Annotated in this window: 22 protein-coding genes and 4 tRNA genes; 8 read left to right on the plus strand and 18 right to left on the minus strand. The window is 43.0% G+C overall.

Annotation, left to right across the window (positions count from 1 at the left end; all coding sequences use genetic code 11):
* Positions 1 to 14: 14 nt before the first annotated feature.
* The 11 genes from ACQYAC_RS12760 to ACQYAC_RS12810 all read right to left on the minus strand — a co-directional run bounded on the left by ACQYAC_RS12760 (position 15) and on the right by ACQYAC_RS12810 (position 8,151).
* Positions 15 to 482 (minus strand): GNAT family N-acetyltransferase, encoded by a 468-nt coding sequence (locus ACQYAC_RS12760; RefSeq protein ID WP_169056089.1) that lies wholly within the window; start codon positions 480 to 482, stop codon positions 15 to 17.
* A 67-nt stretch (positions 483 to 549) separates the two neighbouring features.
* Positions 550 to 1,740, minus strand: a complete 1,191-nt coding sequence (locus ACQYAC_RS12765; RefSeq protein ID WP_429943956.1) for a S1C family serine protease — start codon at positions 1,738 to 1,740, stop codon at positions 550 to 552.
* A 78-nt stretch (positions 1,741 to 1,818) separates the two neighbouring features.
* Positions 1,819 to 2,613 (minus strand): MBL fold metallo-hydrolase, encoded by a 795-nt coding sequence (locus ACQYAC_RS12770; RefSeq protein WP_034660602.1) that lies wholly within the window; start codon positions 2,611 to 2,613, stop codon positions 1,819 to 1,821.
* Positions 2,614 to 2,619: 6 nt separating this feature from the next.
* A complete protein-coding gene (locus ACQYAC_RS12775; RefSeq protein ID WP_058013224.1) occupies positions 2,620 to 3,483 on the minus strand; it encodes a two-component system regulatory protein YycI in 864 nt (287 codons plus the stop codon).
* A complete protein-coding gene (gene yycH, locus ACQYAC_RS12780; protein ID WP_058013223.1) occupies positions 3,470 to 4,849 on the minus strand; it encodes a two-component system activity regulator YycH in 1,380 nt (459 codons plus the stop codon). The genes ACQYAC_RS12775 and yycH overlap by 14 nt, the downstream gene beginning before the upstream one ends.
* Positions 4,839 to 6,677: a cell wall metabolism sensor histidine kinase WalK gene (gene walK, locus ACQYAC_RS12785; protein ID WP_180309766.1), complete on the minus strand. Its 1,839-nt coding sequence runs from the start codon at positions 6,675 to 6,677 to the stop codon at positions 4,839 to 4,841. The genes yycH and walK overlap by 11 nt, the downstream gene beginning before the upstream one ends.
* 7 nt (positions 6,678 to 6,684) lie before the next feature.
* Entirely contained in the window at positions 6,685 to 7,392 is a 708-nt protein-coding gene (yycF, locus tag ACQYAC_RS12790) for a response regulator YycF (RefSeq protein ID WP_058013221.1), read from the minus strand.
* Between the two features lie 347 nt (positions 7,393 to 7,739).
* Positions 7,740 to 7,812 (minus strand) — tRNA-Phe (locus ACQYAC_RS12795).
* Positions 7,813 to 7,839: 27 nt separating this feature from the next.
* A tRNA-Asp gene (locus ACQYAC_RS12800) sits at positions 7,840 to 7,916 on the minus strand.
* Positions 7,917 to 7,997: 81 nt separating this feature from the next.
* A tRNA-Glu gene (locus tag ACQYAC_RS12805) sits at positions 7,998 to 8,069 on the minus strand.
* Positions 8,070 to 8,075: 6 nt separating this feature from the next.
* Positions 8,076 to 8,151 (minus strand) — tRNA-Lys (locus tag ACQYAC_RS12810).
* Between the two features lie 342 nt (positions 8,152 to 8,493).
* Between ACQYAC_RS12810 and ACQYAC_RS12815 the strand changes: the two genes are divergently transcribed.
* Positions 8,494 to 9,018, plus strand: coding sequence for a peroxiredoxin family protein (locus tag ACQYAC_RS12815; RefSeq protein WP_180309765.1), 525 nt, complete (start codon positions 8,494 to 8,496; stop codon positions 9,016 to 9,018).
* A 28-nt stretch (positions 9,019 to 9,046) separates the two neighbouring features.
* On the opposite strand, the gene ACQYAC_RS12820 is transcribed toward ACQYAC_RS12815, so the two are convergent.
* The 4 genes from ACQYAC_RS12820 to ACQYAC_RS12835 form a co-directional block, all read right to left on the minus strand.
* Positions 9,047 to 9,256 (minus strand): hypothetical protein, encoded by a 210-nt coding sequence (locus ACQYAC_RS12820; protein ID WP_058013219.1) that lies wholly within the window; start codon positions 9,254 to 9,256, stop codon positions 9,047 to 9,049.
* A 15-nt stretch (positions 9,257 to 9,271) separates the two neighbouring features.
* Positions 9,272 to 10,405 (minus strand): DUF418 domain-containing protein, encoded by a 1,134-nt coding sequence (locus ACQYAC_RS12825; protein ID WP_429943436.1) that lies wholly within the window; start codon positions 10,403 to 10,405, stop codon positions 9,272 to 9,274.
* 136 nt (positions 10,406 to 10,541) lie between these two features.
* Positions 10,542 to 11,831, minus strand: coding sequence for an adenylosuccinate synthase (locus ACQYAC_RS12830; RefSeq protein WP_180309763.1), 1,290 nt, complete (start codon positions 11,829 to 11,831; stop codon positions 10,542 to 10,544).
* Between the two features lie 216 nt (positions 11,832 to 12,047).
* The gene (locus ACQYAC_RS12835) at positions 12,048 to 12,659 is read right to left on the minus strand and encodes a TetR/AcrR family transcriptional regulator (protein ID WP_429943437.1); all 612 of its coding nucleotides are present in this window, start codon (positions 12,657 to 12,659) and stop codon (positions 12,048 to 12,050) included.
* 106 nt (positions 12,660 to 12,765) lie between these two features.
* On the opposite strand from ACQYAC_RS12835, the gene ACQYAC_RS12840 reads away from it, so the two are divergent.
* A complete protein-coding gene (locus ACQYAC_RS12840) occupies positions 12,766 to 13,971 on the plus strand; it encodes a cytochrome P450 (RefSeq protein ID WP_429943438.1) in 1,206 nt (401 codons plus the stop codon).
* Between the two features lie 33 nt (positions 13,972 to 14,004).
* Here the strand turns inward: ACQYAC_RS12840 and ACQYAC_RS12845 are convergent, their stop codons facing one another.
* The 3 genes from ACQYAC_RS12845 to ACQYAC_RS12855 all read right to left on the minus strand — a co-directional run bounded on the left by ACQYAC_RS12845 (position 14,005) and on the right by ACQYAC_RS12855 (position 17,089).
* Entirely contained in the window at positions 14,005 to 14,418 is a 414-nt protein-coding gene (locus ACQYAC_RS12845) for a VOC family protein (RefSeq protein WP_429943439.1), read from the minus strand.
* A 129-nt stretch (positions 14,419 to 14,547) separates the two neighbouring features.
* Positions 14,548 to 15,912, minus strand: coding sequence for a replicative DNA helicase (gene dnaB, locus ACQYAC_RS12850; protein WP_003214779.1), 1,365 nt, complete (start codon positions 15,910 to 15,912; stop codon positions 14,548 to 14,550).
* Between the two features lie 220 nt (positions 15,913 to 16,132).
* Positions 16,133 to 17,089: a DUF4885 family protein gene (locus ACQYAC_RS12855; RefSeq protein WP_058013213.1), complete on the minus strand. Its 957-nt coding sequence runs from the start codon at positions 17,087 to 17,089 to the stop codon at positions 16,133 to 16,135.
* Positions 17,090 to 17,197: 108 nt separating this feature from the next.
* Between ACQYAC_RS12855 and ACQYAC_RS12860 the strand changes: the two genes are divergently transcribed.
* The 6 genes from ACQYAC_RS12860 to ACQYAC_RS12885 all read left to right on the plus strand — a co-directional run bounded on the left by ACQYAC_RS12860 (position 17,198) and on the right by ACQYAC_RS12885 (position 24,073).
* A complete protein-coding gene (locus ACQYAC_RS12860; RefSeq protein ID WP_268497266.1) occupies positions 17,198 to 18,055 on the plus strand; it encodes a hypothetical protein in 858 nt (285 codons plus the stop codon).
* Positions 18,056 to 18,621: 566 nt separating this feature from the next.
* Positions 18,622 to 19,503, plus strand: coding sequence for an alpha/beta hydrolase (locus ACQYAC_RS12865; RefSeq protein WP_429943440.1), 882 nt, complete (start codon positions 18,622 to 18,624; stop codon positions 19,501 to 19,503).
* 7 nt (positions 19,504 to 19,510) lie between these two features.
* Positions 19,511 to 20,296, plus strand: a complete 786-nt coding sequence (locus ACQYAC_RS12870; RefSeq protein WP_061410161.1) for a 2,3-dihydro-2,3-dihydroxybenzoate dehydrogenase — start codon at positions 19,511 to 19,513, stop codon at positions 20,294 to 20,296.
* A gap of 26 nt (positions 20,297 to 20,322) precedes the next feature.
* Positions 20,323 to 21,504, plus strand: a complete 1,182-nt coding sequence (dhbC, locus tag ACQYAC_RS12875; protein WP_144461410.1) for an isochorismate synthase DhbC — start codon at positions 20,323 to 20,325, stop codon at positions 21,502 to 21,504.
* A gap of 24 nt (positions 21,505 to 21,528) precedes the next feature.
* Positions 21,529 to 23,148: a (2,3-dihydroxybenzoyl)adenylate synthase gene (locus ACQYAC_RS12880; RefSeq protein ID WP_429943441.1), complete on the plus strand. Its 1,620-nt coding sequence runs from the start codon at positions 21,529 to 21,531 to the stop codon at positions 23,146 to 23,148.
* A gap of 19 nt (positions 23,149 to 23,167) precedes the next feature.
* On the plus strand, positions 23,168 to 24,073 hold the full coding sequence (locus tag ACQYAC_RS12885; RefSeq protein WP_058013207.1) for an isochorismatase family protein: 906 nt from the start codon (positions 23,168 to 23,170) through the stop codon (positions 24,071 to 24,073).
* Positions 24,074 to 24,080 lie beyond the last annotated feature (7 nt).

Here is a 24,080-nt window from a genome sequence, read left to right on the forward strand (position 1 = left end):
ACGGTGCTTCTTCTTTATGATAAAGGTTTACTCATATAGATTCCGGTTTCTTCAAATCCCGTCTTCTCATACAATGAACGGGCAATTTGATTGTGAGCAAAGACATGCAGCGAGAGTTTCTGCACTCCTAATGACTTTGCCTGCTCCTCTAATGCAGCAATGGCCTGCTTTGCAAAGCCTTTCCCTCGATAAGCTTCGAATAAGAAAAAGTTATAAATGAATCCTTCCTTCTGCGGGTGATTGGGGTCATAACAAAGCCAAACCCAGCCAATCGCTTCCTCCCCATTCAAGAGATTCCATAGCTCATGATGCTCTGTCTGCAGTCCTTCAGGAAGCAGCCGATCAAATTGTTCTTCGGCGTTTGCAAGTGATTCTTCCTTTCCCCAAGTCCCTGCAAGTACCTTTTCTTCTGCGTACCGCTGAATGGCCTTCTCCATCAATACATCGTAATCCGTCTGTGACATTGGCTGTAATGTAACCAATCGTATCGCCCCCTTTCCTCCATCATATGATGAGCATGCAAAAAAACCAGTCCCATCAAGGAACTGGTTATCCGCCGAATCGGTCGGTTTGAGAAAGTTTGATCTCTACTGATTTTTTCTTTCCACTTCGGTAAAACTGCATCTTTACCTTGTCGCCGACTTTCTTTTGATATAAATACTTACGAAGGTCTACGATATTCTGTACACTCTTGCCATCAAAGGAGGTGACAACATCCAGTTCCTTTAGCCCCGCTTTTCCTGCTGGAGACAAAGGCTCGACACTCATCACGACAACGCCTGATGTAACGTTAGATGGCAGCTTCAATGTCTCATCCCAGTGGTAGCTCGCAATATCTGCTAATGATTTCATGCCAACACCTAGGTACGGACGTTTCACCTCTCCGTAGCGCTCTAAATCCTCTATGACAGGGATGACAAGATTCGCCGGGATAGACAGCCCGATGCCTTCAACCTCTGATTCAGCAATCTTCATTGAATTGATGCCGATCACTTTTCCGTCCATATTGATCAAGGCACCACCACTGTTACCTGGATTGATGGCGGCATCTGTTTGCAGTACCTCCGCATTCCAATCCGCCTGTCCGTCTCCATTTGAGTCTACAGGAATCGCACGTTCCGTTCCTGAAATGACACCTTGTGTGACAGAGCCTGCAAATTCAAGCCCTAATGGATTTCCAATGGCGATCACTGGCTCACCGGGCTTCACATGATCTGAATTTCCAAAGGCAGCGGTTTGCTTGATCTTATCACTTTTGACGGTGAGAACTGCTAAGTCCATGAGCTGATCGCTACCAACAAGGTTGGCGCCAATTCTTGTCCCATCCTGAAGACTCACTTCAAGCTGGTTGGCACCTTTGATGACGTGATGGTTGGTTACGATATAAAAGGTGTCACCCTTTTTCTTATAAATCACACCTGACCCGCTGCCTGCCTCTCCGCCTTCTTCCCAAAAGCTCGACTTTTGGATATTAATGACGCCGACAACCGTATCCGACATATGAGATACGACTTTTGTGACCGCATCATTGACGTTCACATTGATGGTCTTTAAAGGACCCTGTGCTGCTTGCCCATCTCCGTTCTGCTGCCACCCAAAGGGACTGCCGCTCTGTCCTGACACATAGGGGAAAAAGAATCCCATTAAAAAAGCTCCTACCAATACGCCGATCAGACCAGATAGGAAATATCCTTTTCTGCTTCGTCTCGGCTTCCACTCTACATCGCGATAATCCACTATGTTTCCTTCCTTTCAGTGAATAGATGATGTATATAGTGTTGGTAAGAAGCTCTTATCTTAATCATCCGATTGTAAAAATCATACGGCGCAAAGCGGGGTTGCCTTTTTCGGGTCCGTATCATATAAATCAAAGCCATCCCCGACAACAAAACCTTTCATCTCAAGCGTTTGCTGGACCGCCATACGGGCTAAATCCTTCATGTTGTTGTCTTGACTCAAGTGAGCCAAGTAAATGCGTGAGGTGGCATCTCCAATGACATCTGTCATCGCAAGAGCGGCATCTTCATTTGAAACATGCCCGACATCGCTCAAAATTCTACGCTTAATACTCCACGGGTATCGGCCCATTTGTAGCATACCGACATCATGATTGCTCTCAAATACAAATGTATTGGCTGACTGAATGATCCCTTTCATACGGTCACTCACATAGCCTGTATCCGTCATTAAGGCAAGTTTGCGCCCGCCATAATGGAACACGTAAAACATGGGCTCAGCCGCATCATGTGAGACACCAAAGGACTCAACATCGAGACCGCCGAAGGATTGGACGGTTTCCATATCAAAATGAAATTTTTGCTCTGTATCAATCTTTCCGATATGAGACTCCATCGCCTTCCATGTTTTCGCATTTGCATAGACAGGAAGCTTATACTTTCTTGCCATGACACCGAGCCCTTTAATATGATCTGAGTGCTCGTGTGTCACAAAAATGCCGTCCAAGTCTTCAGGCTTGCGATCGATTTGACCAAGCAGCTCAACCATCTGTTTGCCGCTTAAACCCGCATCTACTAGAAAAGCATGCTCGTCTGTTTCTAAATAAAAAGCGTTCCCCGTACTTCCGCTCGCTAGTACACTGAACTGCAAGCTCATGTTCTCTCACTCCATTGAAGATTTGTCATCTTTCTCTATATGATCAAGTGTTGAGCCATCAATGGCATTGATCAAATATTCTTCCTCTGTCTTTTTCTTTGAACCAGTTGATACGCCCTCAAGCTCGACTCGCCATACAGGCACCATGACCTGCGTGCTTGCACCCGGGTATTGCGTATAGTAGCCAAGTTCTACTTTTTTCACGGTCGTGTTTTGGCTCAGCATGTTTTGCGTATATAAGTCCTTCACGGTTTCAAGCGCTGGGACAAGGGTTTCTTTTCTCACTTCATTAATCGATATCACCATCGACTGCTGATACGATACGACCTCGTTTTTATCATTTAGATCTAGGGTGATTTTTCCGATGGTTTCGGAGTCATCAAGCCCCTCTTGGAAAATGTATTTCCCTTTATACGTTTGGAAAAAGACGATTTTCCCTGCCTCTTCATCAATACTCCACAGCTTATAATTCTTCCCATCCAGCAAACGCTGGTTCACCAGGTTTGCCGCCGCTGTTTTCATATCTTTTTTCGGCAAGGCCACTGGTTTATTGAAGGTCATTTCAAGCAGCGTGACAGGATCATCTTTGTCTGTTTTCGGGAATGTGCTTTTCGCCTTTTGATCAGCTAATTCGTCGACATCCTTTTTCGTATATTGCTTCTTTTCAGCTGTAATGCGGTAGCCAATCTTCGCTTCATCTGATAGATTGCCATATTTGATCCCGTCTGCCTTCATTTCTTCCAGCGTATCCGTTTTTTCGATAATCGCAAAATGATCGGTTGATCGTTTTTCAAAGTATTGAAAACCTAGAAAGATATCGAGAACGAGAAAAGCTAGGATAAAGATCGTTTTGGTCTTATTCCACTCCATGATTCTCGCTCCCCTCTGTCAACAAATCATGCGATAGAATCACGGTTTTGCCGTTGTATTTCATGCACCATACTGGCTCCAGCCAGACAAACATCGCTTGATCTTGATCTGATGCGGTGGAAGCAGCTTGATAGGCCGGGAAAATTTGTTCAATTTTCTCAAGGTCATCATATTTCGTCTGCTTGACGATTAAGTCCTTCAGCTCTGTCCCGTTCATCAGTTTGACCTGTTCACTCTGACTCGCTTTGTTGCCTAGAATATAGTTTGGACGCTTGTAATTCAAGATGTCGTCATTCGCCCACTGTACTTCAAGAGAGGTCATCCCAAATGGATGCTTTGTACTGTTGACGATCGGCAGGCCATCCATAAACATATTAAAGGAAAGCTGCTGGTTGCTATTGATGCCAAAGTATTGATAGTCATCGGTAAAGCTCCCCGTATCATTGAAATATTTCACACTTCGCTTGATCAAATCGCCCGTTTGGAAAACGGTGCTGGAATTGATATTGCGGTGCTGATATTGGATGCGGTGGTCTTTTTGATTGGCTTCAAGACGACTTGTGCCATCTGTGTACACCGTCCGGTTTAAATTAGACTCCTCACCGACAAGACTCGGGTCCGTAAACAGAGCGTCCTTGAATTTGCTTGTCTTAATCGTTTCAATAAAGAACATTTTCGCTTCAAGCTGCTTTTGCTTTCTCGGAAGAAGGAAATCTCGTTTCGAATTCGCTGAGAATGTATAGAGATCGTAGCGCGGCATCTCGTTTTGAGCAGCTGCGATACTGTCCATGAGATTCCGATAGTTAGCGGACTCTATTGTCAGCTCAAGCACCGTTTCCTTACTGTATGAAACCAAATAAACTTTCTTGTTGGCCTTATCCTGCTGGGAGAACGGCACAATCATCCGATCAAACGAGTTGTATTCAATGGACTTGTTCGGCCATTTAAACAGCGCTTGGAAAATATCAATCGGAATCGGGTCATTGAACACAAGATCCAATGTCTTCCCCTGTCCTCCGTTTCCATAGAAGAAATTCTTAAATTTCTGCTCCGAATATTGATCTGACACATCCGAAATCTCTTTCACATCCCAAAGGCTCACATCATTCCAGAAGTTTTGAAAGAGTTCCTTTTGATCCACTTTCAAATGCTCTCCATTTGAATGGATGAACATCTCGCGCGGTTTCACGACGTCAATGAGGCTCCGCGGCTCGTCGCTTGAAATCTTCTTCGTTTCCACGACCTTAGTGCCGGCATCTGCCTGGTCCTGCATGACGGGCTGGAACATCCAAATATTCCACGTAAACACAAGACTGATCGCAATTAGGATTGTCAATATTATGGTTTTAAAGGTCTCACGCTTCATCCCAATCATCCTCTTGTTCTTCATTGTACGGAAGGGTAAAGGTCACTGTTGTTCCTTTTCCTTCAATGCTGTCAGCCCAAATATCTCCGCCATGAGCCTGAACCATTTCTTTTGCAATCGCAAGGCCTAGGCCGGTTCCGCCAAGTTTTCTTGTTCTCGCCTTATCCACTCGATAAAAACGTTCAAAGATTTTATCCATATCCTTCTTCGGAATACCGATTCCTTCGTCTTTGACGCTGAATAATACAAGGCCCTTCTCCTCATCCAGATCAACGGTAAACGTGATATGTCCACCCTCTGGAGAGTATTTCATGGCATTGGAAATGATATTATCGAGCACCTGTGTGATTTTATCTTGATCAATTTCCACATATATTTCACGCTGCGGAAGATTGCGGATAAACTCGACATGCTGCTCCTTTGTCATTTCAAAACGATCAATGACCAATGAGATAAATCTGATAAAATTCGTCCACTCACGGTTGAATTGATAATCCTTGCTGTCGAACTTAGACAGCTGCAGCAGGTCGTTGACAAGCCGGATCATGCGCTCTGTTTCATTTTGCGTCACACTAAGGAACCTTGGTGCAAGCTCTTTATCACCAATTGCGCCTTCAGCCAGCGCCTCAAGATAACTTCGCATCGTCGTCAGCGGTGTGCGCAGCTCATGTGATACGTTCGCAACGAATTCACGGCGTTCTGCATCAATTTTCTCCTGCTCTGTGACGTCGTAAATGACCGCAATTAAACCATCAATCTTTCCGTGCTCTTTCTGAATCACTGAGAAATTCACACGCAAAACAGACAGCTGATCTTCGCGTTCGATTTCTAGCAGCATGGAATCTTGATTTTCGACTAAATCTTCAAAGGTATGCGTGTCCTCGAGGCCCAGTAAGGACGTAATCGGCATCTCTAGTGCTGTTTCACGTGAAACATTTAACAGCTCTAATGCTGGGCTGTTTAATAGAATAATCGCACCGTTTTGATTCGTGGCGATGACGCCGTCTGTCATATAGGCAATGACAGAAGAAAGCTTCTTCCGCTCTCCCTCTGTCATGAGCTGCGCTTCCTCCAGCTCTCTCGTCAGATGGTTAAAGGTTGTCGCAAGCTGGCCAATCTCGTCATGTCCATACTTTCGAACCTTCCTGGAAAAGTTCCCTTTGGCGAGCTCAATCGCTTGCTTCCTCATATCCGAAATAGGATGAGTGATGGTTCTAAAAATGAAAATCCCAAGTAGTGCGGTCGTCCCAAGGGCGATCAGTGTCCCCGTCGCCAAAATGGTGTTAATGGTTCGCATTTGGTTAAACACGCTCTCCATCGAAGACACAACATAAATCACTCCGACAGTTTCTTGGTTTTCATTTTTCACGGCTGTCGCAGAAATACGCACCCGTTTGTTTGATTCTGGGTCATAGAATTTCTTTTCATAGTCTTTGCCTACTGCGAAAATCCGGCTAATGATTTGATCTGTGATTTTCTTGCCGGCAATCTCCTGACTGCCGTTATTCACAGAGGCAATCACCTCTCTGCTTTCGTCAATATAGCTGACTTCAGAAATTTCATTAGACTCATCTTTGTTATTAAAGTCGTTTAATATCTTTTGAGCATCCTCTTTTAATTCTGCCTTACTTTTCGATGAATCTTGTTCTAGGTAATACGATAACGAGTAGATTCGCTGATTCAAGGAATTATCATATGAATTAATTAAGGACTGCTCTAGCTGCTTCACAAAGTACACGCCAATGATCTGCATGGCAACGATGATCAGCAGCACGTAAATCAAGGTCAATTTAAAGTGAATCGAGCGAAAAAAACCTACTTTATTCATAAGAATCTTAGTCCTGCTCTGGGTTTCTTAAATAATAGCCGACGCCTCGTCTTGTCACGATCCAGCTTGGGTGGCTAGGGTTGTCTTCAATTTTCTCACGAAGACGGCGGACGGTGACGTCTACTGTCCGGACATCCCCAAAGTAATCGTAGCCCCATACGGTTTGCAGCAAGTGCTCACGTGTCATGACTTGTCCGATATGTTTCGCTAAGTAATGAAGCAATTCGAACTCACGGTGCGTCAATTCAATCGTTTCCTCACGCTTAGACACCACATACGCATCTGGATAAATGACAAGTGATCCAACTTCAATATCATTTGATTCAGATTCTTCCTCTGTCTGCGGCGTAGCAATTTGCCTTCTTAAATTCGCTTTCACACGGGCAAGCAGCTCGCGCGTGCTAAATGGCTTCGTCACATAATCATCTGCGCCAAGCTCAAGACCGATGACTTTATCAATTTCAGAGTCTTTTGCTGTCAGCATGATAATCGGCATATCATATTTCTTTCGCACTTCACGGCATACCTCAACGCCATCTTTGTTTGGCAGCATAATGTCGAGCAGAATAATGTCTGGTTGGATTTCTTCTACCATTTCAAGGGCTTCATTTCCGTCATATGCACAATGAACCTCATAGCCCTCTTTCCTTAAGTTAAACTCCAATATATCAGCAATCGGTTTTTCATCGTCTACGACAAGAATCTTTTTTTCCATTGTGATTTCCTCCTGCATTTTTAGCATCTATGTCATTCATTTTTGCATGTCTCATCAGACCTTTTTCATTTGAGCAAAAAAGGCTCACTGTCTATTATAACGTTTTACGTGGCAAAGATAAAAATAATAACGGCTTTCTTTTCTAGCAATCGTTGGATAAGAAGACGACGCTCAAAAAAATGATGGTTTTTTTCCTTTTTTATTGAAACTTTTCCAATCATAGATCGTCTATATAGATGTAACGTCTTCTTCTTATGGAGCCGGGCCCTACCTAGGTCCGGCTTCTCCCTTTTTATGCCTTCTTTTCATAAGAAAAACGCACCTGCGATTGCAGATGCGTTTGGAAGTGGCTCGGGACGGAATCGAACCGCCGACACACGGATTTTCAGTCCGTTGCTCTACCAACTGAGCTACCGAGCCATCATCAAAAAGATGAATAAATATAAATGGCGGTCCGGACGGGACTCGAACCCGCGACCTCCTGCGTGACAGGCAGGCATTCTAACCAACTGAACTACCGGACCTCAGTAACTTGCCCGAAAAAGCAATCGTGGTGCTCTTCCAAGCAAGTGAGGAAAAATTAGCTTAACGCTAAAGTAAATCAATGACCCGTACGGGATTCGAACCCGTGTTACCGCCGTGAAAGGGCGGTGTCTTAACCGCTTGACCAACGGGCCAATACATGGTGAGCCATGAAGGACTCGAACCTTCGACCCTCTGATTAAAAGTCAGATGCTCTACCAACTGAGCTAATGGCTCTCGGTTTGTGAAAAGTAATTCTGAAGAAGTTGTATTGCGTCAAACCAATCGCTTTAAAAAAGCTGGAACATCGCATCCTAACAAGTTTCAGAGACCTTTGCAACAACGAGATTTATAATATCATAGAGTAATTACATATGGCAATACGTTTTTCGACATTTTTTTAAAAAATGTGTCGGATTTGAAATCTCCTGCCAAATCCCTTCTGCTTGCAACCGCCTTCATTTTCACTGCCTCTTTTCATGACCTCTGCCTATTCAAGCACATAGAAACGTTTTAGGCCGCCCGAAATTGGTTATACATGAAACAAGTGACATTGTGATTGAAAAAGGAGGAAGCAGTATGAGTTCATTCAAATTAGGAGATAAAATGCCCAATTTTTCACTCCCAACCATTCAGGGCGAACATATTGATTTTCACAAACATTTAGAGGAGCATCAAAGCTGGCACCTCATCGTCTTCTTTAGAGGCTCATGGTGCCCGGTATGTGTAGAAGAATTGAAAGAGCTTGAACAGCAGCAATCATACTTTCAAGACAAGGATATCCACTTAATGGCGATTTCAACGGATCATTCTGATGACTTGAAGGAATTTGCGGATAAAGAAGGACTATCCTTCCCAATCATGTCTGACAAGGACCTCACTTCCATAAAAGCATATGAAGTCCACTATCATGGAGAAGATGCTCCTTATGAAGATCACGGAGTACACGGGGAACCTGCCTATTTCTTACTAAACGAAAAGGGCCAAGTCCTCTATCAGCAAAGACAAACAAGTCCGTTTGGCAGACCGCATGCCATCGAACTGCGCAAAATCATTCAGTACATCCGCAAAAACTTAAAAGGTCAATATAAAAGCGTGAAATAAGAAAAAAGCCCTCAAGACGAGGGCTTTTTTATGAATTCCTTTTATGATATAACCGGTCTGCGGCAAAAAACACAAGAAGACCCGACATGAGAATGACAAAGGTGACAGGCGGTTTATCATCCTGGACATAAGAGTACAGCGCATGTCCTCCTAATGCGAGAAGATAAAAAATAAATGCCGCCACTGCTGCTTTATGTGCATTCGCTTGTTCTCTTTGCGTACTTTTTTTGAAAAACATTGTAATGATTCCCCTTTATACTGCTTTCTTCATCGTCACCCGGCGAAGTGCCCGCGAACGAATATATTCCATTGGACCAATTCTCCAAAGCTTTAGACAAAATGCTGATATGGCGATTTGCAAAAGAGAAATAAGCAGCCATGACAATACGATAAGAGGGGCGTTGATTTGCCCGCCAAGACCCAATCCCCAGCTATAAAAAAGAACCGAGCAGATGACATTTTGCAGGATGTAACAGCTAAGCGCCATTTTCCCTACATATTCGAACCAATTCCACATGAACCATGACTCTGTGTGAGCCAGGAGCTTCGCAATAACAGCGATATAGAAAAGAGAAAGGAATGGCGAAAACGCATAGCGAACCACGAATTCCACTAGTTCGTTCGGAACGAAGACAAGTGCATTCAGCGGCAACCCCACCCATAGACCGATTCGAAATAATCTTTTCCGTAGAGACTGCCCGCATTCATTTGCATAAAATACACCGGCTCTCATCATCCGCACACCTAATAAAAACAAAAATGTGTTCATTGGAATGATAAAGATCGCTTCCACCCGGTACATGAAAAAGTGTTGTAATCGTTCTTGAACTTGCGAGATCCATGTCTCTGGCAGCTGCTCTTCCAGCGCGGGTTCACTACCTTGATCATACGATGCCGTTTCCATTTCAGAGAGGGCGAACACCATCAGACAGGACAGAACAAGCAGATGAATGACTCCAGAGAAGATCATGCCTCTTTTGATTCGTTTGCTCCCTCCTCGTACAATAAATGCCACAAGCAGACCGGTGACAGCGTAACTCATGAGTACATCATATTCCATCACAAGTGCAAAATGGACAAAGCCTTCAATAAATAAGAATAAAAGAATCCACAAATATGTACCCGGCCAAGGCGTATTTTTTCTTTTCGCCTGCTGATATTTCAGCTCTAGCCCTACACCAAACATAATCGTGAGCAGCGATAGCATTTTCCCGTAGACGAACATGGAAACAAGGCTTTCTAGAAAACTGCCATTCTCATATTCATCTGCAATCTGATCTGTCGCAAAGGCATCCCCTGCATACGCAAAAAACCAGACGTTCGTTCCCAATGTGCCTAATATGGCGAATCCTCTTAAAATATCTAATAATCTTATTCTTTCTTTCACTAGAACGCTCCTTCCCCCTATACAGTTATCATATTTTGGTAATGATCGGAAGCCTGTTCTACTGAAATTAAGAAATATTTAAACAAAAAAACACCAGTAAAATGTGCAATTTTACTGGTGTTTGATCAGTCTATGATTATGGACGGTACACGCTGCGGACAACGTTCGTTTGGGAACGATCTGGTCCGACTGAGAAAATGGAAAGTGGAATACCTGTTAATTGTGAAATACGCTCTAAATAATGACGGGCATTTTCAGGCAGTTCGCTTAAATTCTTCACGCCTGTAATATCCTCTGTCCATCCTGGCATTTCTTCGTAGACAGGCTCACATTTCGCTAGTTCCTTTAGACTTGCTGGGAATTCTTCTGTGATTTCTCCGTTCAATTTATAAGCGACACAGATTTTCAATGTTTCAATCCCTGTCAATACATCAATTGAGTTAAGAGATAGATCTGTAATCCCGCTCACACGGCGAGCATGGCGGACAACCACACTGTCAAACCAGCCAACACGGCGCGGGCGTCCAGTTGTTGTACCGTATTCACGGCCAACCTCACGGATTTGATCACCAATTTCATCATGGAGTTCTGTCGGGAATGGGCCATCTCCAACACGTGTTGTGTACGCTTTTGACACGCCGACCACATGTTGAATCTTTGTTGGTCCTACACCAGAACCAATCGTCACTCCCCCAGCCACTGGGTTAGATGACGTAACAAATGGATATGTCCCTTGATCGATATCAAGCATAACACCTTGTGCACCTTCAAATAGCACGCGGCGGCCTTCATCTAGTGCGTCATTCAAGACAACAGATGTGTCCACGACATATTTTTTTACTTGCTGGCCATATTCATAATACTCGTCTAAAATATCTTCAATCTTGAAGCCTTCTGCGTCGTACATTTTCTCTAAAAGACGATTTTTCTCTTCTAGATTACGGGCAAGCTTCTCTTCAAATACTTCACGATCTAATAGATCTGCGACACGGATACCGATACGAGCTGCTTTGTCCATATAAGCTGGTCCGATTCCTTTTTTCGTCGTACCGATCTTGTTAGCCCCTTTCCGCTCTTCTTCTACCTCGTCCAATTTTAAATGGTAAGGTAAAATCACATGGGCTCTATTGCTGATTCTGAGGTTATCTGTACTCACATTCCGTTCGTGAAGATACGCAAGCTCAGTGACCAACGCTTTAGGATCAACCACCATTCCATTACCGATGACACAAGTTTTCTCTTTATAAAAAATACCGGACGGAATGAGGTGTAGCTTGTAAGTCACTCCATCAAATTTGATCGTGTGACCTGCATTGTTTCCCCCTTGATAACGGGCAATCACCTCTGCATTTTCTGAAAGGAAATCGGTAATTTTCCCTTTCCCTTCGTCACCCCACTGCGTACCTACTACGACTACTGAAGACATATCGTGCACCTCCGTTAACCTTTCAAAACGTTATCTCTTTCAAACACATTTATTTTATCAATGCAAAACGAAAAAGTCAACGTGAAATCCGAACATTAATATCTCGAAATCAAATTTTGTTCGTTTTAAATATGAGAAAAAGCGCTTTACTCACTTCTTCAGCGCTTAAAAAGGGAGATTTTGAGTAAAACCAACGTTTTTGATTGTTCTTACTTTCTATTGATTTTCAATTAAATGAATCATCGAGCTTGCCATAAAATCAGGTGAGTACGGTCGCCCTGTCCTCAGCCACCATTCAGCTGTTCCAACGTAAGCCGAGATGACGAATTGCTTCTGCATGTCGATAGGAACGAGATGCGGATCGGGCTTTGTGCCTGCAACCCCCTCTACCCCCAAAGAAAAGCTTTCTTCAAAAAAAGCACGAACCGTTTCATGAATATTGAGCTCTCTCCCTCGTTTCAAGAGAATTTGATACTCCTCTTCATGTTCCTGCAAATGCTGATAAAATCGAAAAATATATACATATGCCGCATGCTCTTTTTCCAAATCATCTTCTTGTACAGGCGCAAAAATGGCACATTTCATCACATCAAACATCTCATCCATCACCTGCTGGGCAAGATCAAATTTATCCTCATAATGTTGATAAAAGGTCGTGCGGTGGATACCTGCCACTTTTGTCAAATCCTGTACAGAAATCTTCCCCCATTCTTTCTCACTTAATAACTGAAATAATGCTTTTCTTAATTGCTGCTTTGATTCCGTTGCGCGCTTATCCCCTCTGTAGCAGTCCGCCACAAGCCGCTCTCCCCTTCCTATTTTCTTCAACAGATTTCGCTTTTCTGTTGGTTGAATCCTCCAGGCTGATGAATTAACTTTAATCTAACACAATGAAAAAAAGGAATCATCTGACAACCTATAAGGAGTGATGATCATGGAAACAACAACCCCAAGTGCCGTGCAAAAAACGTTATTAAGAGGAAAGAACAAGCAGAACCCGTATCACCCATTTGATTGGTATGCCAACATGCGCCAGACATCACCTGTTCATTTTGACGAAGCCAGCCGAACGTGGAGCGTATTCACCTATGAGGAAGCAAAGCGTGTGACAATCGATAAAGATACCTTTTCGAGTCAGCCTCCTAAAAACCAACGGAAGCATTCACTGATGAAAACAATGGTGATGATGGACCCTCCCAATCACACTCGCATCCGCTCCATTGTCAGCAAAGCCTTTACCCCTCGAGTCATGAAATTGTGGGAGCCTCGTATTCAAGAATTAATGGATGAACTCATGGCACAAATAGAAGAAAAAAAAGAGATAGACCTAGTGCAAGACATCTCTTATCCACTTCCTGTCATTGTCATTGCAGAGCTTTTAGGTGTGCCATCAGAGCATAAACAATCCTTTAAAGAATGGTCAGATATTCTCGTCAGCATGCCTAAAAGCGAAAACGAGGAAGATGTAGCTGAATGGCAGAAAACACGTGACAAAGGAGAAGCTGACATGATGGCGTTTTTTGCAGACACCATTGAAAAGAAACGTCACAATCTCGGTGATGATTTGATTTCCCTCATCATTCAAGCGGAGGAGAATGGAGAAAAACTGTCAGCGGATGAACTAATACCATTCTGTAATCTTCTTCTTTTAGCAGGCAACGAAACAACCACCAACTTGATCTCCAATATGATTTTCAGCTTGTTAGAACAGCCGGGTGCGTATGAAGCGCTCGCCCAATCACCTGAACTCATCCCACGTGCGGTGGAAGAGGCCGTCCGTTTTCGTGCACCAGCTCCTGCGATCGTCCGCTATGTCACAAAAGACACAGAGCTTGGAGGGAAAGTGTTGAAAAAGGGAGACAATGTGATTGTGTTTCTTGCTTCCGCCAACCGAGACGAGCGTCAATTTTCAAACGCACATGAATACGATATACACCGCCACCCTAATCCTCATATTGGTTTCGGGCACGGTATCCATTTCTGTCTTGGCGCACCACTGGCACGTCTTGAAGCATGTACAGCTATAAAGTTTTTAATAGAACGATATGAGGCGCTAGAGCTCCTCTCTTACGTTCCGATGACAAGCAGCAGCATGTATGGACTGAAAGAGCTGAAACTGCGTGTCACGCCTCGTTCATAACAGAAAAGACTCCCGGGCATGGGAGTCTTTTTTTTAAACGGGGGTGATTCCATCTGTGTTCATGAGCACAATGCGATACCCATCTGGATCTTCAATGGTTGCTCCTCCCCGTTCCCAATATGGATTTGTAGAGGTGACTTGCCGTCCGCCAAATGAGAGCAATCTCTCTTTCATTTGCCTGAATTCCTCAGCATCTGGAATATAGAACACAAGAAGCTGTTCTGGATGCGGGGCTTGCAGGCTTTCTTCTTCTTCATGCTTCGTGATTTCTAAATGAACATGCTGATGAGGAAGCCCCAGCATGACTCCATCATATCCTTCATGCTGATCAAACGAACCTATTCGTTTGAGTCCTAAACCTTCTTCATAAAAGGACACAACCTCTTCCATGTTGACAGTTGGGCGTGCGATGCGTAATTGAGCGGCTTCGAACTGTTGAAATTTCATCAGTCATCACTCCTTTTCTCTTTTTAGTATACGATTTCTCTGTCTTTCTCTCCTCCTCATTTCGATCGTTTTTCAATCATTCTTTCGATGTAGATTGATCAAAAAAAGCCCAGCTTCTTGAGCTGGGCTTTAAGCACCGGGCGGAACACCCGCATCGTCAAATCTTCTTTCCAGGTTGACGAATTTGTTATATTCTTTGACGAACGCCAGTGATACTGTACCAACTGGGCCGTTACGCTGTTTGGCAATGATGATTTCAATAATGTTCTTATTCTCTGATTCTTTGTCATAGTAATCATCACGATAAAGGAATGCCACGATATCGGCATCCTGCTCGATACTTCCTGATTCACGAATATCTGACATCATCGGACGTTTGTCCTGACGCTGCTCTACTCCACGTGAAAGCTGAGACAAAGCAATAACTGGAACTTCAAGCTCCCTTGCCAACGATTTCAATGCCCGGGAGATTTCAGACACCTCTTGCTGACGGTTATCGCTTGATCGTCCGCTCCCTTGAATGAGCTGTAAATAGTCAATCAGAATCATGCCAAGACCGTTTTCTTGCTTCAAACGGCGGCATTTTGAGCGAATTTCACTTACTCTAATTCCTGGTGTATCATCAATGAAAATCCCACTATTTGATAGCGAGCCCATCGCCATTGTCAGCTTGCCCCAGTCCTCTTCTGTCAGATTACCGGTTCTTAGGTTCTGTGCATTGATATTCCCTTCTGCACAAAGCATACGCATCACTAGCTGCTCAGCTCCCATCTCTAAACTAAAGATGGCGACACTTTCGTCCGTTTTGGTCGCAACATTCTGTGCGATGTTCAATGCGAAAGCCGTTTTCCCTACTGATGGACGAGCCGCGACAATGATTAAGTCATTTCGCTGGAATCCAGCTGTCATCCGGTCAAGCTCTGAGAAACCTGTTGGAATCCCTGTGATATCGCCTTTTCGGTTATGAAGCTGTTCAATATTATCATATGTCTGAACAAGCACGTCCTTAATGTTTTGGAAGGCTCCTGAGTTTTTACGCTGCGCCACTTCCATAATGGTCTTTTCAGCATCACTCAACAGATCCTCTACTTCATCCTCACGCGTGTACCCATCCTGTGCAATGGTTGTCGCCGTGCGGATCAGACGTCTTAAAATTGATTTCTCTTCTACAATTTTTGCATAGTATTCAATGTTTGCGGCAGTTGGGACAGAGTTCGCAATATCGGTTAAATACGAAATCCCGCCTACCTCTTCTAGTAAATCTGTATTGGCCAGTTCAGAAGTCACCGTAACAAGATCGACCGGTTCCCCTCTATCACCAAGTACAAGCATCGCATTGTAAATCTTTTGATGCGACATTCTATAGAAATCCTCTGGAATTAATACCTCAGAAGCGAGCGTGAGCGCAGATGGTTCTAAAAAAACAGCACCTAATACGGCCTGCTCGGCTTCTATATTTTGCGGCGGCAGCCGGTCATCGAGAAGTTCCGTCATGCCAAGCACCGTCCTTTCATAAAAAAATACGCTACTCATCATTTTAACATTTTCATCAATAAAAAAGTGAAAAACATCGACTATAGTCAAAATTACCATGAGGATGTTTCGTTGAACAGCCAACTAACGCATTTCAATAGAAAAGACTCTGTAACATAAGTTGTTATAGAGTCCTTCATTACCGCTAATGGGATTTGTATCTGTTGCCGTTCACATGTTATTAATCTATCGTTTTCTTCACTCCATAATTTTCTTTTTGTCCAATGTCATGCAAAGACCCGTTTTGATAACCAATTGATAACACCAAATCGGGAATAGAATCAAACCCGTTTTTCGCTAGATCAAACAGCTGTGCTCCGTAATGTGAAGCGGCAATTCGTGCATGTTCTGCTGTGTATGGATTTTTCAGGAGATCTTCTTTGTATATATCAAAAATATTCGTTCCTTTATCCGTTACAAATTGACCATTTACAATGCTTAAATCCTTTAAATTGTAGCCTGTCACCGTTTTGATTTGATTCACAAGATGGAACTTTGCAAGAGAATCAGGCGTGAATTGAGTAGAATCATCATTTCTACTTTTCATAATATGAAAAAATAATTCTCTTGTATTGTTGCTTGTATTTAATAGGTCTTCTATTTGTTTGGTTAGCGATTCATCTGTTGATCCACTCACCACTAATTTGAAATGATTTGGGTCAATGGTAAAAGTTAAATTTGTGTTTTTAGGAATGGTTATACCGTTTTTAGAGAATAAATCTTGCAATTGTTCGTTGACCTTTTGTCGATTGAATATTTTCTTTTCTACGCTTTCTTGAGTAGGATCGTACCGTTTTTCGTTACGGAAGATGGCGTCATTAAAGTCATATTGCCCACCCTTATTATTCCTTGCCCAACTCATTTCCATAGTGTACGCAGCTTCTCTTTCAGACTTGGTTAGATCACTTCTGAAATAAGAGGAGTATGGATTTCTATACTTATTATATATGTGGTCTTGAGGATCATTGAATCTTTTATTTTGTTCATTAATTTTTTGATATTTCTCATCAAGTATCTTCATTCGTTTATCTGCTTCGGTCATCGTCTCGTTTGTGCTTTTAATAGTCGATTGGTTTTTAGAATCTGTTTCTTTATGAGTGTTTGAAGTAGCTGCCCTGTATGACGTATTAATATTCATTTTGATTCTCCTTTTTGAAAAATTAGTGATTATTAAATATATCGGCAATTCAGTTAAAATTTGTTAGTTTTGATCCGATATAGTAATTATTACAAGGAGGGTTAAAATATGCCAAATACTATATTCAAACGTTTTTTATTACCTGCATTATTATTAGTGCTTGTTACTAGTTTTTTTGCACCTAATTCAGCAGAAGCAGCAATTACGGGGAATAACAGTCCTAACACAGCAAGCTTAATGGGATATTGGAAATATAGTCGTCCAGATACGACAATCTTACCTGAAGGTGAAAATGAAGCTTATTATCAGTTCACGATCAATAAGGGTGAAAGGGTTTATGTGCGAAGCTCATATGATAAGAATTATACAGGTATGAAAATAGAAGTGTATAATTCAAAACAATCTATGACAGGGTCCGAGGTTATAAATCCTGATTCAATTACACCATTTATTTTTGCTAATACTGGTGACGTTACTTCAACTTCAGAAACTTATTTTGTAAAAGTGACCCGTGGTACATATACAGGGAATATGTACTTTACTGTTTCCATTCAAGATCGAATTAAATCTGGAAATGGGACATTCAACTTTACGGGGGCCGCTACCAACTTGGGGAATACTTCTTTGAATTTTTTAGGAGTTGATTCTTCTGTCATTACAATGGATTTAACTAATCATACGGCTATTCCCCGAAGTGCAATCGTTAAATCAATTTCAACAACGAGTACACAATCGCCTAACCAAGGAAATGTCACACACAAGCTGATGGCTGATGAAAACAAGATTTGGAACGAATCCATTTTTTCATCTGCAACAAGTGGTTCTTACCGTATTTCTCTTGAAGATCAATTAAAAGTCGCGCAAAAATGGAGCTTTAAGTACAACGCAAAGGCTACAGCGAGATCTACTATGAGCAATGTCAAAGCCGATATCCGTTACGAATATGATGTCACAGATGGATTCTAATTGAATGGTGTTTACAGAATTAAAAAGTAAGGGTACATCCCTTACTTTTTTTAATTGTTATCATTCGCCACTCTTAAAAAAGCTGTACATACTATTGAATCAGTTTTGAGATATGAGACCATCTACTTTTCGCAAAATCCTCCTCAATCTCCCTAAAAATACAAGTGAGTCTATAGACTTATTTTTCCTTAAAATCATTTCAAGAAGAAAAACCCATATTTATTCCTGTATCAAACAGAAGAAAATGTAAAAATCCCGAGGCAGTCAAGGTCTTTTGACATTTCTCCTATTTTTAAATGACAAGGTCCGATATTCCCTATTTCAAATCATTTGTTAGTGAGTTAGTCCTTTATTTTCTGAATATTAGAATAAAAAAACCAAGTACACAACTTGATGAACATTTGACTTCATAATTGATAACCATTATCATTTGTTTTGCTTGCGGATAGTTGAGAATCATTTTCATTTGGAGAAGCCATTCTTCAAGTACTACACTCATCCAATAGCTACAAGCCTGCTTTTATCATCGTATGAGAGTCGAATTTGAGGAAGGAGATTTGTCACATATGTCCAAACGCCCTGAAGGAATGGGTACTGAGGATTCATTTTTCGGAGAAAGCCGTCCTTTTTTTATACCCGAGACGGAGCAACTAGATATCACAGCACACCCATACAGATTTTTTATATTTAAACCGAATACTACTCCTCCAGCGGCTGGTTTTCCAGTCATGTACGTGCTTGATGGGAATTCACTTTTTGGCACAATGGTCGAAGCCATTCGTTTACAGTCAAGAAGACCTGAAAAAACAGGTGTTGTACCTGCCATCATTGTTGGAATTGGCTATCAGACAGATGCGCCCTATCATCCGCTCAGGCATTATGATCTCACTCTTACCAGCCCTGACGCTTCCATCGGGGGCAAAAGAAAAGACTTCTCCATCCATACATATGGCGGGGCCTCTGCTTTCTTTTCTTTTTTAGAAGAGACTATAAAGCCTTATATCGAGCAACGCTTTCCGATCAACAAGAGTCGCCAAACACTGTTTGGGCATTCTCTTGGCGGTCTTTTTGTATTACACACACTATTTGAGCACCCTGATGCTTATCAGACATATATTGCAGGCAGTCCTTCTATCCACTGGAACAAAAAATTATTTCTAGAAAAAGAACACCAATTTACCAACCGCATACGTCAGGTGCCTATGAATGTCAGGCTGCTTGTAGGTGTAGGTGAGTTAGAAAAACATCATCCATGTCAAATGAATGCTCATGCAAAGTCACTAGCAAATCGGATGTTGCCTTTATCCTCATATGGCTTACATACGGCCTATCACGAGTTCCCTGAAGAAGGGCATACGTCCGTTTTACCGGTGCTGATGAATTACGCTTTTCGTTTTGCGCTCTATCATGATGATCTTTTAACAACCACAGACATGAAAGAAAGGTAGTGAACGTATGAAACATAGTGGTCTATCTCAAAAGATTGCCCTTGTCACAGGCGCAGGGCAAGGTATCGGACAAGCAGTCGCAAAAAGACTAGCCGATGAAGGTGCGATCATTGCAGCAGTTGACGCAAATGAAGATCAGCTTCAAAGCACCGTCCATCAAATGAATGATGAAGGCTTACGTGCCTTTGCCTATCCAGGTGACATTACCGATCAAGCATCTGTTCAGCACATTGTCAAACAAATTGAAAAACAGCTTGGACCCATTTATTTACTAGTCAATGTAGCAGGCATTCTTCGAATCAGTTCTATTGACCAGCTTAGTGCAGATGACTGGCAACAAACCTTCGCAGTCAACACACATGGTGTCTTTTATGTTTCACAAGCTGTCTCCAAATACATGATGAAAAGATCAGCAGGGGTCATTGTGACCGTCAGCTCTAACGCAGGTGCCATTCCAAGAATGAATATGGCTGCCTATGCCGCTTCAAAGGCAGCAGCTACTTCCTTTACAAAAACGCTTGGATTAGAGCTAGCAGACTATGGAATCAGATGCAATGTTGTCTCTCCTGGCTCTACCGCAACACCTATGCAATGGGCTTTATGGTCTGATGAACAAGGCGCAGACCATGTGATTAAAGGGTCATTAGAGACGTATAAAACCGGTATTCCTTTACAAAAAATCGCTGATCCTCAAAACATCGCTGATGCAGTCATCTTCTTTGCATCTGAACAATCCAGTCATATTACGATGCAGAATCTCACGATTGATGGTGGCGCAACACTCGGAATCTAGCATTTCATCAAAAAGGAGGCCTTTTCATGAAACATTCATTATTGCCGTCAGAAGAAAAAGTACAGTTGATTCAAGACTATCAGCCAGGCGCTTTTTTCCTTGCTTCCCCTAAACGTACAATACTTGCAGAAGGGATTTTCCAGCATATTGAAACCAATCAGCTCAATGAACTCTCCACAAGGGTAGCGCACGTATTTGACACTGCCAAACAAGCTGGTATTCAATCACCAATTATTGCTGGTGCTGTTCCGTTTGATCCGGCGCAACCCGTTCGTTTAAATGTGCCAATCCATGTACAGTTTAGTGACCCACTCGAATTTCATCAAGGTGATGAGAAATCGGAAGTGACATCGCCATCCTATGAGGTGACACCTGTCCCTTCTCCTGAAGTCTACATGAATGGTGTGAACGAAGGGTTAGCTAAAATTGAAAAAGGAGAGCTTAGCAAAATCGTCATTTCCCGGTCTCTCCATCTCAAATCAAATCAAGACATTCATACGAAAGCAATACTCGAAAGGCTGGCTCGTCACAATACGACTGGCTATACGTTTGCTGCAAATGTAGCTGATCCGAAATCTCCCCAAAAGCGCACACTTCTTGGGGCAAGTCCTGAGCTGCTTCTTTCAAAAACGGGTTCATCTGTGATTTCCAATCCACTCGCTGGTTCTCGGCCGCGTAGTTCAGATCCAGTAGAAGACCAGCGCCGTCACGATGAACTCCTTACTTCAGCGAAGGATTTACACGAGCATGCAGTGGTTGTCGACGCTGTCACTAAAGCGCTTACTCCTTACTGTAGTAAGTTAGATGTGCCTGTATCACCATCCGTCATACAAACAGAAACGATGTGGCATTTATCTACTGTCGTAAAAGGTGAATTAGCAGATTCCAGTGTATCCTCAATTGATTTAGCGCTGAGCCTTCATCCAACACCCGCAGTATGTGGAACACCTACAGCAGATGCACGTGAAGCAATCCAAGCGATTGAACCCTTCGATCGAGGATTTTTCACAGGAATGATCGGCTGGGCAGATGCAAATGGTGATGGTGATTGGATTGTCACCATTCGTTGTGCAGAAGCTGAGGGTCAATCCCTTCGCCTCTTTGCTGGTGCAGGAGTGGTCAAAGGATCTAAGGCAGAAGAAGAGCTAGCCGAAACATCTGCAAAGTTTAACACGATGCTTCGTGCGATGGGCATCCATCAGCTATAAAAATACATAGGAGATGACAAAAACATGTTTGTTCAACCACCTACATGGCCAGAAGAATTTGCAAAACGCTACCGTGAAAACGGCTGTTGGCGTGGAGAAACCTTTGGCGGTATGCTTCGTGAACGCGCCGTATCGTTAAGGAATAAAACTGCGATTACATACGCTGATACGCACATGAGCTACCAAGAACTTGATGAGCGCGTCAGCAGTCTTGCCGCCGGTTTCCATCAGCTTGGAATTCAAAAGGGCAGTCGAGTTGTCGTGCAGCTTCCTAACATTCCTGCTTTTTTTGAAGTCATTTTCGCTTTATTTCGAATCGGTGCTTTACCCGTCTTCTCACTGCCATCTCATAGAAGCAGCGAAATCACTTATTTTATTGAGTTTGCCGAAGCAGACGCATATGTCATACCAGATATCCATGATGGCTTTGATTATCGATCACTCGCACGTCAAGTGAAAGAAAAGCTTCCCTCATTCCCTCATGTCATTGTTGCAGGGAAGGCTGAGGAGTTCCTTGACTTGGATGATCTGCACAAGGACCCATCACTTGATCCTCAAATTCATGTAGAGGCAAGCGATATTGCATTTCTTCAGTTATCAGGAGGCAGCACAGGCCTTTCTAAGCTCATACCTCGTACACATGATGACTATATGTATAGTCTTTGGAAAAGCAATGAGGTGTGCGAGCTCACAAAAGATAGTGTGTATTTAGCTACACTTCCAGTTGCGCACAACTATCCATTAAGCTCGCCTGGAGTCCTTGGGACGTTATACGCAGGTGGAAGAGTCGTTCTTGCACCTGGATCAAGTCCTGATGTCGTCTTTCCACTCATTGAAAAAGAACGGGCAACAATTACCGCAGTCGTTCCGCCTATTGCATTGATCTGGCTAGAAGCCGCTCCACATCGATCAGATGACTTATCGAGTCTTGAGGTCGTACAAGTCGGTGGTGCTAAATTAAGCGCCGAGGCAGCAAAACGAGTGATGCCTGCCCTTGGGTGTAAGTTACAGCAAGTTTTTGGCATGGCAGAAGGTCTGGTCAACTATACCAGATTGAATGATCCTGAACATGTCATTATTCACACACAAGGACGCCCGATGTCTGAATATGATGAGGTACTAGTGGTAGATGATGAGGACAAGCCCGTCCCGAATGAAGTGGCTGGACACCTTTTAACAAGAGGACCTTATACGATTCGCGGCTACTATAAAGCCGATGAACAAAACAAGAAAGCATTTACACCCGATGGCTTTTACAGAACAGGTGACATCGTGCGATTAACAAAAGAAGGAAATGTGGTAGTAGAAGGCAGAGACAAGGATCAAATCAATCGTGGCGGCGAAAAGGTTGCCGCTGAAGAAGTTGAAAATCATTTACTTGCGCATCCTGACATTCATGATGCCGCCATGGTGTCCATGCCAGATCCGTTTCTTGGCGAACGCTCATGTGCCTTTGTTATTGCGAAAGGAAACAACAAGCCAGCACCACACGCCTTAAAGTCATTTCTAAGAGAACGCGGGCTCGCTGCCTATAAAATTCCCGACCGCATTGAATGGATCGATGCGTTCCCACAAACAGGTGTAGGCAAAGTCAGCAAAAAAGCATTAAGAGAATTAGCTTCAATCCATACTGCCAACGTATAAAAAAAGAGGAGTGAAAACCATGGCAATCCCTACTATTCCTGCGTATCCAATGCCAAGCATACAAGATTTACCCGAAAATAAAGTGAACTGGATCCCTGATCCGAAGCGTGCTGTCCTGCTGATACATGACATGCAGCAATATTTTTTAAATGCATTTCAACAAGATACATCACCGATCACAGAGTTAGTGCAGCATATTGAACAATTACGTGATACATGCAAAGAACTTGGCATTCCTGTCGTCTATACAGCTCAACCTGGTGACCAAGACCCGAAGGATCGTGCCTTATTAACAGATTTTTGGGGGCCTGGACTTGGTGATGATGAAGCATTGACAAAAATCATTGATCAGCTTGCTCCATCTGAAGCAGATACAATGCTGACAAAATGGCGTTATAGCGCATTCAAAAAATCCAACTTTTTAGATCTTCTTCACGAAGGCGGACGTGATCAACTGATCATTACTGGCGTATATGCACATATTGGCTGTATGCTAACAGCCGCAGAAGCATTCATGCTCGATATTGAAACCTTTTTTGTCGCCGATGCCGTTGCTGACTTTTCACTTAAGCATCACAAAATGGCAATGACCTATGCAGCTGAACGCTGTGCGGTGACCACAACGACCAATCAAATCATTCGTCGTTTAACAGGACAGGAAGCAGAAGATGACCTATCCTTTGATACCATCGTTCACCAAGTAGCTGAGTATCTCCAAATCAATCCAAATGAAATACCGCTTGATGAGAATCTCGTCTACCTTGGCCTTGATTCAATTAGAATGATGAGTCTAGCGGAAAAATGGAGACAGCAAGGGGCAACAGTCAATTTCGTTGAGCTTGCAGCAAATCCAACGCTCACGTCTTGGCGGACTCTTCTCTTCCCAGAAAAACAGCCATCTATCCCAAATATCGATTACTTGTAAAGGAGGT

Origin of the sequence: Bacillus sp. MM09(2025) (assembly GCF_050496725.1) — a bacterium.
In the GTDB taxonomy this organism is placed as follows: domain Bacteria; phylum Bacillota; class Bacilli; order Bacillales; family Bacillaceae; genus Bacillus; species Bacillus pumilus.